12 protein-coding genes are annotated in these 14,994 nt (G+C 61.8%); 8 read left to right on the top strand and 4 right to left on the bottom strand.

The window, feature by feature from the left end; all coding sequences use genetic code 11:
* The first annotated feature begins 5 nt into the window (after positions 1 to 5).
* Genes JNO48_09870 through JNO48_09885 form a run of 4 tightly spaced genes read left to right on the top strand, consistent with a single transcriptional unit; the run spans position 6 to position 3,270 of the window.
* Positions 6 to 1,076: a hypothetical protein gene (locus tag JNO48_09870; protein QTE67505.1), complete on the top strand. Its 1,071-nt coding sequence runs from the start codon at positions 6 to 8 to the stop codon at positions 1,074 to 1,076.
* Between the two features lie 4 nt (positions 1,077 to 1,080).
* On the top strand, positions 1,081 to 1,737 hold the full coding sequence (locus JNO48_09875) for a rhamnogalacturonan acetylesterase (GenBank protein QTE67506.1): 657 nt from the start codon (positions 1,081 to 1,083) through the stop codon (positions 1,735 to 1,737).
* Between the two features lie 23 nt (positions 1,738 to 1,760).
* Positions 1,761 to 2,600 (top strand): sugar phosphate isomerase/epimerase, encoded by an 840-nt coding sequence (locus tag JNO48_09880; protein ID QTE67507.1) that lies wholly within the window; start codon positions 1,761 to 1,763, stop codon positions 2,598 to 2,600.
* Between the two features lie 16 nt (positions 2,601 to 2,616).
* Entirely contained in the window at positions 2,617 to 3,270 is a 654-nt protein-coding gene (locus JNO48_09885) for a rhamnogalacturonan acetylesterase (protein ID QTE67508.1), read from the top strand.
* Here JNO48_09885 and JNO48_09890 read toward each other — a convergent pair whose 3' ends face one another.
* Positions 3,271 to 5,949, bottom strand: coding sequence for a hypothetical protein (locus JNO48_09890; GenBank protein QTE67509.1), 2,679 nt, complete (start codon positions 5,947 to 5,949; stop codon positions 3,271 to 3,273).
* 155 nt (positions 5,950 to 6,104) lie between these two features.
* On the opposite strand from JNO48_09890, the gene JNO48_09895 reads away from it, so the two are divergent.
* Together JNO48_09895 and JNO48_09900 are read left to right on the top strand one after the other, a co-directional pair.
* Entirely contained in the window at positions 6,105 to 7,568 is a 1,464-nt protein-coding gene (locus JNO48_09895; GenBank protein ID QTE67510.1) for an alpha-N-arabinofuranosidase, read from the top strand.
* A 181-nt stretch (positions 7,569 to 7,749) separates the two neighbouring features.
* Entirely contained in the window at positions 7,750 to 9,507 is a 1,758-nt protein-coding gene (locus tag JNO48_09900; protein QTE67511.1) for a hypothetical protein, read from the top strand.
* A gap of 105 nt (positions 9,508 to 9,612) precedes the next feature.
* Here the strand turns inward: JNO48_09900 and JNO48_09905 are convergent, their stop codons facing one another.
* The 3 genes from JNO48_09905 to JNO48_09915 are packed head-to-tail and all read right to left on the bottom strand — an operon-like array spanning position 9,613 to position 12,435.
* Entirely contained in the window at positions 9,613 to 10,569 is a 957-nt protein-coding gene (locus JNO48_09905; GenBank protein ID QTE67512.1) for an aldo/keto reductase, read from the bottom strand.
* A gap of 24 nt (positions 10,570 to 10,593) precedes the next feature.
* Entirely contained in the window at positions 10,594 to 11,370 is a 777-nt protein-coding gene (locus JNO48_09910; protein QTE67513.1) for a carbohydrate-binding protein, read from the bottom strand.
* 18 nt (positions 11,371 to 11,388) lie between these two features.
* Positions 11,389 to 12,435 carry a LacI family DNA-binding transcriptional regulator gene (locus JNO48_09915; GenBank protein ID QTE67514.1) on the bottom strand — a complete coding sequence of 349 codons (1,047 nt, stop codon included), beginning with the start codon at positions 12,433 to 12,435 and terminating at the stop codon, positions 11,389 to 11,391.
* 270 nt (positions 12,436 to 12,705) lie between these two features.
* Here JNO48_09915 and JNO48_09920 point away from each other — a divergent pair, with 270 nt between their 5' ends.
* Complete coding sequence (locus JNO48_09920; protein ID QTE67515.1) at positions 12,706 to 13,935, top strand: sugar ABC transporter substrate-binding protein; 1,230 nt, start codon at positions 12,706 to 12,708, stop codon at positions 13,933 to 13,935.
* An 86-nt stretch (positions 13,936 to 14,021) separates the two neighbouring features.
* A complete protein-coding gene (locus JNO48_09925; GenBank protein QTE67516.1) occupies positions 14,022 to 14,978 on the top strand; it encodes a sugar ABC transporter permease in 957 nt (318 codons plus the stop codon).
* The last annotated feature ends 16 nt before the right edge of the window (positions 14,979 to 14,994 follow it).

Raw genomic sequence — 14,994 nt, forward strand, 5'->3', positions numbered from 1 at the left:
AAACCATGGAACTGTACCGCGATCCGGTGACCGGCTATGAAATCCGTCGCTACACGGAAGGCCCGGAACGGAATGCCAAGCTTTACTTTACCTGTGAAAACTTCTCGACGGACGACCAATACTTCTTCTTCATGAAGCAGCAGATGTCGGACGGCAGTAAGGAACTGTCCGGCGGATGCTACCGGGCCAACGTGGAAACCGGCGAGCTGGAACGCGTGACGGACAATACCTACCGCGGCTTTGCCACCGACCGGGAGAAGAACATCGGCTACACCTGCCGGAATGAGACGGAAGTGTACGCCGTGGACCTTGCCACGATGGAGATGAGGAAGATCGGCGACCTGCCGAAGGGCGGCCAGATCACCGGCCACCTTACCGCGGCGGACACCGGGCGCATCGCATGCAGCTACCACCTGGCCAACAAGTACTACGGCCTGGTGATCATGGATCCCGGCAAGGAAGCGGAAGTGGTGTACCAGAGCGACTACCGCCTGGGCCACGCGCAGATCTGCCCGTCGGACGAGAACCTGATCTTCTACATCCACGAGACGGAGGGAGACGCTTTCCAGCGCACCTGGATGTTCGACGTGAAGGAACGGTATGTGCGTCCCTACTACGTGGAGCATCCCAACGAGTGGATTACCCACGAGGTGTGGTCCTCCGATGGGAAGGAAATGGCGCTCATGAAGCTGGATCCCGCCGGGCCTGTGGACGGGAGCAAAGGCGAGTTCCACACCGGCAACATCATCATCGCCGATAAGGACGGCCGGCACTTTGACGTGGCGGCGCAGAGCATGCAGATCCTGCACCCCTGCATCAGCCGGGACCATAAATGGCTGTGCGCGGACCGCATCAGCTACCTGGGCACCAAAGTGCAGGAAGGCGTGGTCCTGTTTGAACGCGCCACGGGCAAATCCAAGTTCATCGCGTCCACCGGAAACTGCAAAACCGGTGCGGACCACCAGCATCCCTCCTTCAACCGCCGGGGTGACCAGATCCTCTTCTCCAACCCGGACGCGAACGGGAATGCCCAGGTGTGTGTGATTGACCTGAATCAGGTATGGAAGGACTGGTAAGCATATGCCTTCGATTTATATCATCGGTGATTCCACGGTGGAGGACAACAAGCCGCCGTTCCGGGGCTGGGGATGGGCCCTGCCGAAGTATGTGAAGGAAGGCGTGGAGGTGAAGAACCACGCGCTCTCCGGCCGCAGCACCCGTTCCTTCCGGGAGGAAGGCCTGTGGGATCCGGTGGAAAAGGGACTTTCCGCCGGGGACCTGCTGCTGATCCAGTTCGGCCACAACGACGAAAAGGACGACGAGCGCCACACGGATCCGGACACGACCTATCCGGAAAACCTGTGGAACTACTGCAAGGCCGCGCTGGACAAAGGCGCGCAGCCGGTGCTGCTGACGCCGGTTTCCCGCCGGTTCTTCGTGGGCGGCGGCGCTATGCTGTACACCCACGGGGAATATCCCCGGGCGGTGCGGCAGCTGGCGGAGGAAAAGCATATTCCCCTGATTGACCTGAAGAAGGAAAGCCGGGAGCTGTACCTCTCCCTGGGTGAGGAGAAGACGGCGGAGCTGTTTGTGCGCCTGGCGCCGGGCGAAAACCCGGACTTCCCGGACGGACATGACGACAAGACCCATTTTAACGCAACCGGCGCGGACAAAATCTGCGCCCTGGTGGTGGAAGGGATGCGCCGTATTCCCGAATGCGCGAAATTCCTGAAATAACCGCCGCGGAACGGAGGAAAACGATGAATATCGGTATTCGCCTGCATGACACAAAGCCCGGAACGCTGAAGGAACGCCTGGCCTTTGCAAAGGCCCAGGGTTTTACCTGCGCGCATGTGGCGCTGAGCAAGGTGCTGGACGATTTTGCCATGGAGGACGCGCCAGGGAAGCTGACGGATGAGTACGCGGCGGCGGTGCGGAAGGATTTTGACGAATCCGGCCTGGAATGCGCGGTGCTCGGCTGCTACCTGAACCTGACGGACCCGAACCCGGAGCGCCGGGCACGGACCCAGGAGATCTACAAGGCGCACCTGCGCTTTGCCCCGAAGATCGGCGCGCGGGTGGTCGGCTCCGAAACCTTTGCCAACCCGGAAATGAAGCTGACCGAACCGGCCGGGCAGAGCGAGGAAGCCTTCCGCCTGTTTATGGACAGCCTGCGGCCGATCATCCGCTGCGCGGAGGAAAACGGCGCCGTAATGGCCATCGAGCCGGTGTGGAACCATGTGATCGCCACGCCGGAGCGCGCCGCGCGCATGCTGGAGGAGATGCCCTCGGACAACCTGCAGATCATCCTGGACGCGGTGAACCTGATTGCCCCGGATAACGCGGGGAAGGCGGATGAGATCATCCGGAACGCAGTTTCCCTGCTGGGAGACCGGGTGCGCATCCTGCATATGAAGGATTTCGTACTGACCCCGGAAGGAAAGATGGACGCCTGCGCCTGCGGCACGGGTTCCATGCGGTATGACCGGCTGCTGGCCTTCGGAAAGGCAAAGGCCCTGCCCATGACGCTGGAGAACACAGTGCCGGACAACGCGGAGGCCGCGCGGCTGTACCTGGAGAAGGCGGCTGAAGCCCTGTAAGCGGAGGAAAAGCGAAATGCGGATTTACGTCTGCGGCGATTCCACCGCCGCTTCCTATAACCCGGAGGAAACCCGGATGGTGGGCTGGGGACAGCTGCTGGGGGATTTCCTTCCCGGGGCCACCGTGGTGAACCTTTCCATGGCCGGGCGCAGCACAAAGACCTTCCTGGCGGAAGGCCGGCTGGAGCCGGCGGGGCAGGCGGACCCCGGCGACCTGGTGCTGATCCAGTTTGCGCATAACGATGAGAACGAAAAAAAGCCGGAGCGCTATACGGCGCCCTGGACAGAATTTACGGACAACCTGAAGTACTTTATCCGCTTTGCGCGGGAGCACGGCGCGGTGCCGGTGCTGCTGACGCCCATCTGCATGCGCATCTGGCAGGACGGAAAGCTGCAGCCGACCCACGGGGAATACCCGGCGGCCATGCGCGCGGTGGCGGAAGAAACGGACGTTCCGCTGATCGACCTGTATACGGAGAGCTTCCGGATTGTGGAGGCGATGGGCGAGGAAGGGAGCAAGGCACTGTTTATGCACTTTGCCCCCGGCGAAGACCCCGCATACCCGGACGGATCGGAGGACAACGCCCACACGAAACGCGCCGGCGCGGAACGCTTTGCCGAAGCGGCCGCACGGGGACTGAAGAAGTTGGGCCTCGTTCCGCAGGCCTGATTACCGCCAGGGCAGGAAGCCCTTTGCTTCCTCCATGGATATCTCCTCTTCCGGATGGAAAAGACCTGAAGCCATATAGTCATATATGGCTTTTTGCATGGCCCGGACGTTCGGCGCCTGCGGTCCCTGGTGCAGGCCCAGGGAGGAAACCAGCAGGCGGCCGCCGCCACATTTACATTCAAACAGCTGCGCCATCGGGCGGAGCAGCGCGCAGGAATCCATCTCCGTGACGATGGCCTTCATCCGGCGCGGAAGCAGGATCGCTCGGCGGCAGGCCATGGGCTTCCACTGCCAGGAGCTGAACTCATTGGTGGGGAAACTGCGGAACAGCGGATGGCCCGCGTCGATCAGCTGCCCCATGCAGCCAGACTGGGAAGGGAAGGTGCAGACCGACCAGAAATCCGGGCTGAACTGGGCCTGCACGGAGCAGGGAAGGGCTTCGGCCGTACTGTCCGGCGCAAGATACACCTTCCCGCCGGCGGCAAGCACCTGGCGGGCCTGCTCATCCAGCACGCGGCATTCCAGCACATCCCCCGGGCAGACCGGTTCTTCATCCGGGTAGACCCAGAGGGGATAGGTGTTCGCGTTTCCGCAGAAGTTCAGCGCCAGGTCCAGGCGCGCGGCGGCCGGCAGATCCGGCAGGCGGAAACAGATCTCCAGGTCTCCGGACAGGGAAACGGCCGGGACGCGGAGGGATGCGGTTTCCCCGAAAAGGGAAACCCCGTCCCCGGAGAGCGACCAGGCGCAGGGACCGTCCAGGCCGGCCTTGCCGTAATTCGCGATCCGGACCGGGAAGGAGACTTCCTCGCCGGAGGTGAACACAAACCGGGGCAGCAGCGCCAGGGGCAGCACATCCCGGAAGAAGGCGGCAAAGCGCGCCGGATCCGCAAAGGGAAACGGCTTCGGATGCAGGTGCGCGTTCATCATGCCGACCAGCGCGGTGCCCTGGCCGGGGAAATCCTGCAGGCTGAGCAGGGAGATGCCGCTGTAGCCTTCCGTGCGCATGGCGGCCTCGACCTCGGCCCGGTAGCACTGCAGCGCGTTTTCACCGGTGGCGCGGACCATCCGCGGCCAGAGATCCGAAAGCCCGGCGGCGCGCATTTTCCGCTCCATGTGCATGAGGTTGCACGGCTCGGTCACGCCGCGGTAGTCCGCAATTTCCCCGAAGTCCGGCAGGACTTCGTACTGCCCGACCTCAAAGGAGAAGACCGGCACGCCGGAAACCTGCCGGAGACGCTCCACGGCGCCGGAGTAGTCGATATCAAAGCCGGATTCCTCCCGGTTCAGCCAGCCGGTGAAGTTGGCGGAGGTCGCGCGGAGCGTCACCTTCCGGTCATCCGAGGCGGTGTAGAAATCATCCCCCGGGTTCGGTCCCTTTTCACCGTAGAACGCGTTGGAGCCCGCGGCGTACAGCCGGGTGGGGTCCTCTTCCTTCAGTTCCCGGAGCAGGTGACCGACAAAGGGGCGGACCTCATCGCGGTAATGCAGCTCGTTGCCGAAGCTGAGCATGACAAAGGACGGATGATTAGCCAGGGCACGGAGGATTCGTCTGGCCTCGAAAGCGTAATACCCGCGGGCCTCTCCGGAGCCGAAGGCATCCTTTGGGTCCCAGTGGGAAAGCTCGGGCTGCATCAGCATGCCAAGCCGGTCCGCGGCAGCAAAGGCGGCCTCCGGCGGGCAGTGGCTGTGGAAACGGACGCAGTTGACGCCGTAGGCGCGGTACTGCTGCAGGATGGAAATCCAGGTATCCTCATCAGTGGGAATATATCCCGTTTCCGGGAAGGCGGCGCAATTGGCTTCCCCGCGGAGGAAGATCCGCCGCCCGTTCAGCGTGAGGTGCCCGTCCCGGGCGGCAAAGGTGCGCACGCCGAAGGACACGGTGCGGCTTTCCAGGCCGCCTGCGGACACGGTGAGGGGAAGGAGGTTCCCCTCTTCGATATCCCAGCGGGGAACGTCCGGGCGCAGGGGCAGGGTGCAGCGCACCTCAAAGACCCCGGTCTTTTCGGGCACCGGGATTTCCGCGTCCGAAACGAGGGCGGGGGAAGATATGTGAAGGGGGTACGTTAATGCCCGGGAAAGGTCCAGGGTGATGCGGATCTCCGCCCTGCCGTTTCCGGGATAAACCCGGACGCCGGCAATATAGTCCGGCTGCTCAATGCGCAGGCGGATATATCCAAGGATGCCGTTCCAGTTGGTCTGCGTTTCGTCCGAGGCGGCGGAGGCATACACGATGGCGTCCCGCGGCCAGCCGGGATAGCTGTTGTCCGAAAGGAAGGAGAACTCATCCTCCCCGGTCGCCAGGCCGGTGATTTCGAACACGGCGGGGGCGGAGAGGCAGGACGGCTCCGCGGCGGGCGCTTCCTTCCCGTTGACGGTGAGGCGCAGCTGGCGCGTGCGTTCGCACTCCAGGAAGACCCGGGCTCCGGCGGGACAGTCCCAGGAAAGCTTCCGGGTCAACCGCACCGGTCCCTCGAAGGTATGCCGGCGGGTGAGCCGCGTGACGATCGGGTCGCCCTCCTGCCAGAAACCGAGGCGCTTTACGTCTTCAGCCTGCCACTGGTTCGCGGGATCATCCGGGAAGCCGAGGCCGGCTTCGTCCAGCGTTCCGGGCAGGCGGACTGCACCGGACTGCCCGGCAAAGGAACATTCCCAGATTCCCGAAAGGTCTATGGTTTTCATGCGCGTATCCCCCGCTCTTTTCTGCCTCTATCATACGCCCGCGGGCGCGCTTCGGCAAGGGGATTCATCAGTTATTGCGGACTTTCTGAAAAGCCTTGCGGGGAAACACCCGCAGCGGATATAATCAAAAAAACAAACAGGGAGAGGAAAAACAGATGACAAGGATCAATATCAGGCGGGACCAGTCCGCCGGGACGATTTCCCGGTATATCTACGGCAATTTCTCGGAGCACCTGGGCCACTGCATCTACGGGGGCATCTTCGTCGGGAAGGACAGCGATATCCCCAACGTGAACGGCATCCGCACGGACGTTGTGGAGGCCATGAAGGCCATTCATATGCCGGTGCTGCGCTGGCCGGGCGGCTGCTTCGCGGATGAGTACCACTGGCGGGACGGCATCGGCCCGCAGGAGCAGCGCCGCAACATGGTGAACACCAACTGGGGCGGCGTGACGGAGGACAACTCCTTCGGCACGCACGAATTCATGGAGCTGTGCAGCCAGGTCGGGTGCGAGCCCTACATCACGGGCAACGTCGGCAGCGGCACGGCGCAGGAAATGAGCGAGTGGGTGGAATACCTGAACTCCGACGGGGACTCCACCGTGGTGCGCGAACGCCGGGCGAACGGCCGGCAGGACAGCTGGGGCGTGAAGTACTGGGGCGTCGGCAACGAGAGCTGGGGCTGCGGCGGCATCATGCGGCCGGAGTACTACGCGGACGTGTACCGCCGGTACCAGAACTTCTGCCGGAAATACGGGGACAACAAACTCTACAAGATCGCCTGCGGCCCCAACGGCGCGGACACCAACTGGACCGACGTGGTGATGAAGAACGCCGCGTTCTGCATGGACGGCCTGAGCCTGCACTTCTACACCGTTCCGGGCAGCTGGGAGCACAAGAACAAGGCCACGGAATTCACGAAGGACGATTACATTGAAACCCTGGCGATCGCTTCCCGGATGGACCAGCTGGTGACGGACCACGCCGCGATCATGGACAAGTACGATCCCGACAAGCGGGTTGGCCTGATCGTGGACGAGTGGGGCACCTGGTTTGAAGTGGAACCCGGCACGAACCCCGGCTTCCTCTACCAGCAGAACACCATGCGCGACGCGATGGTCGCAGCCCTCACGCTGGATATCTTCAACAAGCACTGCGACCGGGTGCACATGGCCAATATCGCCCAGACGGTCAACGTGCTGCAGGCCATCATCCTCACCGAGGACGGAAAGATGGTCCTGACCCCGACCTACTACGTGTTCGACCTGTACCAGCACCACATGGACGCGAAGGAGCTGGCGTGCGAAGTGGAGGCCGCGCAGCTCGGGACAGAGAAGTTCCAGGTGCCCGGCGTAACGGCTTCCGCCTCCGAAAAAGATGGGTTTGTCACCGTGACGCTGAGCAACCTCGATCCCGAAAAGGGAGACGAAGTGGTGATCAGCCTGCCGGGCGCCGCGGAAGTGACCGGCCGCATCCTGCAGGGAAAGATGGACGCGTACAACGACTTCGGCAATTCCCCGCTGAAGACGGAAACCTTCAGCGATTTCGAAATCCGCGGGGATGAAATCCATGTGCGGATGCCGGCATGCTCCGTGGCGGAGCTCCGCGTGAAGATCTGAAGAACCGTATGAGAAGAGAGCCCGGGAGTGAATTCCCCGGGCTCTTTTCTTTTGGCCCAATATTGAAAAAACAACTGTGATATGGTATAAACAATAACAGAAACAGTATATGCCCAACGGGACCGGAAGAAAAACAAATACGCTGCAGTCGTGTTTCACGACGGAGGACAGGAGAAAGAACATGAAAAAAGGGATCTTTATCACCGTGATCTGCGTTCTTGCCGTGGCAGCTATCGCACTGGGAATGCTGTACTATACGAGCAATGAGGACAAAACCCGGCAGATCAAAACCCTGATGGCCGATGCGGACAGGCAGGCGGACCAGATTGAACGGCTCAGCGCGGACGTGGAGGACAAAGCGCTGCGGATCGAGGGCCTGGACGCGGACGCCGCAGACAAGGCCGCGCAGATCGAGACACTGAACGCGGATGTGTCCGACAAGGCGGCACAGATCGAAACGCTGAACGCGGATGTGTCCGACAAGGCGGCACAGATCGAAACGCTGAACGCGGACGTGTCCGACAAGGCGGCACAGATCGAAACGCTGAACGCGGACGTGTCCGACAAGGCGGCGCAGATTGAAACGCTGAACGCGGACGTGGCGGACAAAGCCGCGCAGATTGAGACACTGAATGCGGATGTCTCGGACAAAGCCGCGCAGATTGAGACACTGAACGCGGATGTGGCGGACAAGGCGGCGCAGATTGAAACGCTGAACGCGGATGTGGCGGACAAGGCGGCGCAGATCGAGACGCTGAACGCGGATATGGCGGACCAGGCAACGCAGATTGAAACACTGAAAGCCGAAGCGGCAGACAAGGCCGCCGAGATTGAGACGCTGAAGGCGGACGCCGCGGACAAGGCCGCCGAGATTGAGACGCTGAAGGCCGACGCAGCAGAAAAAGCCGTTCAGGCTGAGACGCCGGCTGCGGATGCCGCAGACAAGGCGGAACAGGCGGATGCTCCGGACGCGGAGACCGCGGAACAGGCGGCCCGGATGGATGAACTGAGCGCGGATGCCGCCGAGCAGATTGAGACGCTGAAGGCGGAGGTTGCGGACAAGGCAGCCCTGATCGATGCCCTGAACGCCAATATCACCGAGCAGGTTGAGACCCTGAAGGCGCAGATTACGGAGAAGGAAGACCTGATCCAGAAACTGGAAACGGACGCCAAAGACAAAGCGGCGCAGATTGATGCGCTGAACGCGGATATCGCGGACAAGGCGGCGCAGATCGACGCGCTGAGTGCGGACGTTGCGGACAAAACCGCCCGGATGGATGCCATGGACGCGGATGCCGCGGAAAGAGCCAAACTGGTGGAGACGCTGCAGGCAGACGTGGAAAGCAAGACGGAACAGATCGGAATCCTGAACACGGATATTGCGGAGAAGGCCACACAGATTGAAACGCTGAACGCGGATATCACAGAGAAGGCTGCACAGATTGAGACGCTGAACGCGGACATCGCGGACAAGGCCGCGCAGATCGACACGCTGAATACGGCCGTTGCGGACCAGACCGCGCAGATTGAAGCCCTGAACACCGATGTGGACACTCTGCAGAAGGCGCAGGAAGACAGCACATACCGGTTTGAGGAGCTGAAGAAGCTGTTTATGACGACATTCAGCGCTTCTTCGGACAACGCGCTGGCCAACCTGGAAGGCAATGAAAATGTGGAAGTGATCCGCCGTTTCCGGATCCGGGAGGAAGACAATCCCAACGCGCGCTCGTACCCCGGCATCGCGGCGGACAATATCCTGGGCCATGCCACCGCTTCCCAGGAGTACACGATCCTGGACGTTTCGGACAACGGATGGTACCTGATCCGGCTGGACAGCGGGGAAACCGCCTGGGTCAACGGAAAGATGGGAAGCGTGGTGGAAATCGGATTCAACTTCGCATCCGACACGCCTGACGCGGCAGCTGAAGGCGGGGAATGACCGGGAAGGCCGGTGCGCCTGTAAAACATGACAAACGGTAAACAAAAAAGACCTGCCCGATCCGGGCAGGCCTTTTCCATATCCGGAAGAGAATCAGGTGCGCGGTCAGACCACCGTGCGGAGCAGGTCCCGCTGCGCTTCCGTGAGCATGGCGTCCCCGGCTTCCCGCAGGGCCAGCACATGTTCCACTTTACTGGCGCCGACGAGCGGGAAGGCCGGGAAGGGCTGGCTGATGAGCCAGGCCAGGGCGATGCTGCTCACGGACAGGCCGGTTTCTTCCCGGATCGCCCGGATCCGCTCCAGGATGGCGCGGTTTTCCGGACAGTCGAATTCCCGGCGCAGGTTATCGGTGAGGGCGTCTCCGTCCCGGGTGTCCAGCCGGGTGAAATACCCGTGGGCCTGGGAGGAGAAGCAGAAGCAGGGCATGCCGGTTTCCCGGTGCATGCGCCATGTTTCCGCGTCCATGCCCCGGGTGGTGGGGTCCAGGAAGAAACGCTGCTCCGCCAGGCTGAACTGGGGCTGGTTGGCGGAAAGGCGGGTGAGCCCGTGGGCGTCGGCCCAGGCGTTGGCCTCCCGGATTCGCGCCGGCGCCCAATTGGAAACGCCGACCATGCGGGCAGAGCCGTTCTCCACGAGGCTGTGCAGGGTTTCCATGATCTGCCCGACCGGGCGGGACGGATCATCCCGGTGGAGGAAGTAAATATCCACATGATCCGTCCGCAGGTCCTCCAGGCTGGCGGCCATATCGCCCCGGATCTCCTCCGGGGACAGGCGGCTGCGCTGCATATCATTGAACGGCGGATGGCCGCCCTTGGTGCTCAGGAAAATCTGCCGGCGGTTGCCCCGGGCTTCCATCCAGCGGCCGACGATTTTCTCGCTTTCCCCGTTCTTCGGGGTCACAAAATCGCCGTATACCCGGGCGGTATCGACCAGGTTTCCGCCCAGGGAGACATAGGCGTCCAGCAGGTCCCGGGCGAGCCCTTCCGGGTGCCGCCCGCCAAACTCCGCCGTGCCCATGCCAATGACGGATATCTCATATTTTCCGAATGACTGCTTTCTCATAAAGGGTCATCCTTTCCGGAGGCGTTACGCCTCCCGGCCGAAGACCTCCCACTGCCGCAGGGCGGGGAAGGCGGAGGGGTCGTCGCTCTTGATCATCCGCTCCAGGCGCAGCCAGCGGACGGTGCGGTTTCCCAGGTCGATCCACTGGCGGTTGCCGGTCTTTTCCAGGTCAAAGGAAAGCTCCGTCCCGTCCGACAGGACGGCATGGCCGGAGACCCAGTAGGCATCGTGCGGGAAGTCCGCCCGGAGGGTCAGCGCCATCCTTTCGGCAACGACCGGGCGGCCCAGGTCCAGCAGGCACCAGGCATCCTCCCGGGCGCCGATGCCCCAGCTTTCAAAGGGCCATTCCCCGTGGAACGTATTGTGGCGGAGCCCGTCGATGACGTTGCGGGCGCAGAAGCACGCCTCATTGCGGGTTTCCACGTTGGCGGTGCAGTGGGGGAAGAAATCCGTATCCCCGCGCAGGTCCGCCGGGTTGAGGGCAACGTTGCGGACTTCGCGGAGCGTTTCTTCCGGAACCGCCGCGGCGCGGATGATATGCCGGGGCTGGTCAAACAGGCCCGGCGCGTAGGCCAGGCGGTGCTCCCCGGCGGGAACGGTCCAGGTCATGCTTCCCTCCGGGAGGAAAACCTCCCCGGCGGGGATGGACTGGTCCATCTGCACGGTGAGGTGCTTCGCGCCGGAAATGCGGATGACGTCCCCGGGCTCGTATACGCGGTCGACGGACAGGAGGGCTTCCTCCGGGTGCTCCGCGGAGGCGAGGACGGCGCCGTCCGGCGCCTGGACAAGAATCGTAATCATGGCAGTTTTCCTCCGGTATTACAGTTTGCGGAAGCCCAGGTGCACGCCGCAGCTTTCGCGGACGATGAGCGTGGCTTCCCGGACCATGGCAAAGGAACGGGACGAGGATTCGCGGGCCAGCAGCAGCTCCCGCACGGCGCTCTGGGCCATTTCCTCCGGGTGGAGGTCCACCGAGGTGAGGGCGGGATCCGTATAGGCGCAGAAGAACTGGTTGTCGCAGCCGATGATGGCCATATCCTCCGGGAGGGTGAGGCCCATTTTCTTCAGCTGCTTCATAACGCCCAGGGCGACCAGGTCGTTGAAGGTGACGATGGCGGTGGGCCAGCGGTTCCGGTCCAGGCCGGAGAGCATCCGCAGCACGGCGCGCTCGCCGCTTTCCATATCATATCCGGCGTCCACGTGGTAGGCGGGATCGTCCGGCAGGTCCATCATGCGGAGCTGTTCCAGGAAGCCGACGCCGCGGCGGGAGGTATCCTTGCTGTGCATGGAGCCGCCCAGGAATGCGATGCGCCGGTGGCCCAGGGTGTGCAGGTGCCGGACCGGCAGGCGGGAACAGTTGACCAGGTCGCTCTGGATGCAGATGCAGTCCAGGGAGACGTCCGGCGGGCAGATGGTGGCGACGGGCATATATTTGCCGAGCTTTTCCAGGGCGGTGTTCAGGTCGCCCCGGTCCTCAGACCAGATGCTGCCGGCAAAGAGCACGCCGTCCATCCGGCAGCGGATCAGCTCGTTGACAATCTCGGGGGAGATGGCCTGGTTTTCCATCGTCTGGAACAGGCGGAGGCTGCAGCCGTTCTTTTCCGCCTCCCACCAGGCAGCATCGAAGATCCGGTTGAAATACAGGTTGGATATTACGGGAAGCACAACCGCCAGGGTGCGGCTGCGGCCGCCCTCCAGGTTCTGGGCGGAGATGCTGGGGGAGTAGGCGTGGGCGTCGATGACCTGCTGCACCTTCAGGCGGGTGGCTTCCTTTACATGCGGGTCCTTCCGGACGACGCGCGTGACGGTGGCGGTGGAGACGCCGGCTTCCCGGGCAATGTCGTAGATGGTGGCTTTCTTTGTCATGCGGTTTTCCTCCGATGAGAATGAATCCGGTAACAATATAGCATGATCTCCCGCGAAAAGCAAGAAAAATGTTACCGATAACATGAATTATGTTCAGAATTTTTGATACATTTTTGGGAAAAATACTTGACAGAACGGGGGCTAAAACATAAAATAAGGACAAATACAGGGAAAAATACGCGGTCAACCGGTCCGAAAGCAAGGAACGGAATGCCCAGGACTATGAAACCGGTAACATTTCCCCGACATCATTACAGAGGAGGAACCCCCATGAAGAAAATGTTGTCCCTGCTGCTGGCGGCCATGCTGGTGCTGCTGGCCATCCCCGCCATGGCGGAAGACCAGGTGATCACCGTGGTGACCTGGGACGCCACCACCACCCCCTACCTGATTGCCCAGAAGGAAGCTTTTGAAGCGGCCAACCCCGGCATCAAAATCGAGTATGTGGACGTTGCTTCCCAGGACTACGCGGTGAAGACGACCACCATGCTCGAAGGCGGCGACAAGAGCGACGTCTACATGATCAAGGAAATCGACAACCTGATCAATTGGCAGGCCCAGGGCTTCGCGGCCCCGCTGGATACCGCTGACTACGACATGTCCGGTTTTGTCGGAACCGAAGCGAACTACGCGGTGGACGGCGTGCAGTACGCGATCCCCTTCCGCAGCGACTTCTGGGTGCTGTTCTACAACAAGGACCTGTTCGACGCGGCCGGTGTGGAATATCCCACCAACGACATGACCTGGGACCAGTACGCTGAACTGGCCAAGAAGATGACCAATCCCGAGAAGGAAATCTACGGCACCCACTATCACACCTGGCTGTCCGCGGTTGCCAACTGGGCGGTCTGCGACGGCGTGAATACCCTGGCTGACGGTCAGTATGACGACCTGCTTTACTTCTACAAGCTGTACCAGGATCTGGAAGACAGCGGCGCCTGCATGAGCTTCGCGGACCTGAAGGCCGCCGGCCTGCACTACTCCGGCGCGTTCGCCAACGGCAACATCGCCATGATGCCCATGGGCTACTGGTACGTTTCCACCCTGATCGGCTACAACAAGGACGGCACCTGCAGCTTCAACTGGGGCATCACCGCTGTTCCGCACCTGGAAGGCGTGCCTGCCGGATCTTCCTTCGGCAACCTGACCGGCGCGATGATCAACGCGAAGTCCGAGAACAAGGACCTGGCCTGGAAGTATGTTGCATGGCTGGGCGGCCCCGAAGGCGCGAAGGCGACCGCTTCTGTCGGCGCCCGTCCCGCGTGGGTTTCCGAGGATGTTGCCGGCGCGATGGCTTCCGTGGAAGGCTTCCCGGCGGACGAGACCAGCAAGGGCGCTCTGCTGCCCTCCGGCGTCGCGATGGAGTGGCCGGTGGCTGAAAAGGTCGCGGACATCAAGACCATCGTCAACGAAGAGCACAGCATGATCATGGCCCGCGAAATCACCCCCGAAGAGGGCATCGAAGAGATGAACGAGCGGGTTGCGGAACTGTTTGAATAATCCGGTAAGATAAACAGAACCCCAGGGCAGGGAAGGCGGCTTGCCTTCCCTGCCTTTTTCAGGACAAGGGAAAGGAAAGATGACACATGAGCCAGGCCGAAGTGAAGAAAGTCCGGCGGAAGATGGGTAAGCTGGAGCGGAAAAACACGCTCGTGGCCTATTCCTTCCTGGCACCGAACTTTATCGGTTTCGCGGTCTTTACGCTGGTGCCGGTAATCTGCGCGATCCTGCTTTCGCTGTTTGAGTGGAACGGCGGCGACATCTCCAAGATGAAGTACGTGGGGCTGGACAACTACGCCACGATCTTTGCCACGAAAAAGGTGGCGGAGAAGGGGATTGAGTACTTCTTCAACCGGGCGGACCTGGGCATCGCGCTGAAGAATACCGTGTACTACACGATTGTGACCGTGCCGCTGACGATCGCCTGCGCGCTGGCGCTGGCCCTGCTGCTGAACAAGATCAAAGGCGCGGTGTTCTTCCGGACCGTCTTTTTCTTCCCCTATGTTTCCTCCATGGTGGCCATCTGCGTGTGCTGGTCCTTCATGCTGATGAAGAACGGACCGGTGAACCAGATTATCATGGCCCTGGGAATCGATTTCAACAAAGGCTGGACCGCGGACAGCACGATGGCCATCTGGGCCATCATCCTGGTGAGCGTATGGAGGAACATGGGCTACTACATGGTCCTGTACCTGGCGGCGCTGCAGGGAATCCCGCGGGAGCTGATGGAAGCCGCCACGGTGGACGGCGCCGGCAAGTGGAAGCAGTTCCTGCATGTGACGCTGCCGCAGCTGAAGCCCACCACCTTCTTCGTTTCCGTGATGATGATCATCTCCTGCTTCAAGATTTACGACGTGGTCGCGATCATGACGGAGGGCGGCCCGGGACGGTCGACGAAGATGCTGGTGACGTACATCTATGACGAAGCGTTCGTCAAGATCCGGTACGGCCAGGCCAGCGCCATCTCCATGGTACTGCTGGTGATCGTACTGCTGATCACCATCATCCAGTTCAGCAGCGAGAAGAAATTCTCCAACGACTGAGAAAGGAGGAGAAGCA

It is taken from the genome of Clostridiales bacterium (genome assembly GCA_017569285.1).
Lineage (GTDB): Bacteria > Bacillota > Clostridia > Christensenellales > Aristaeellaceae > Aristaeella.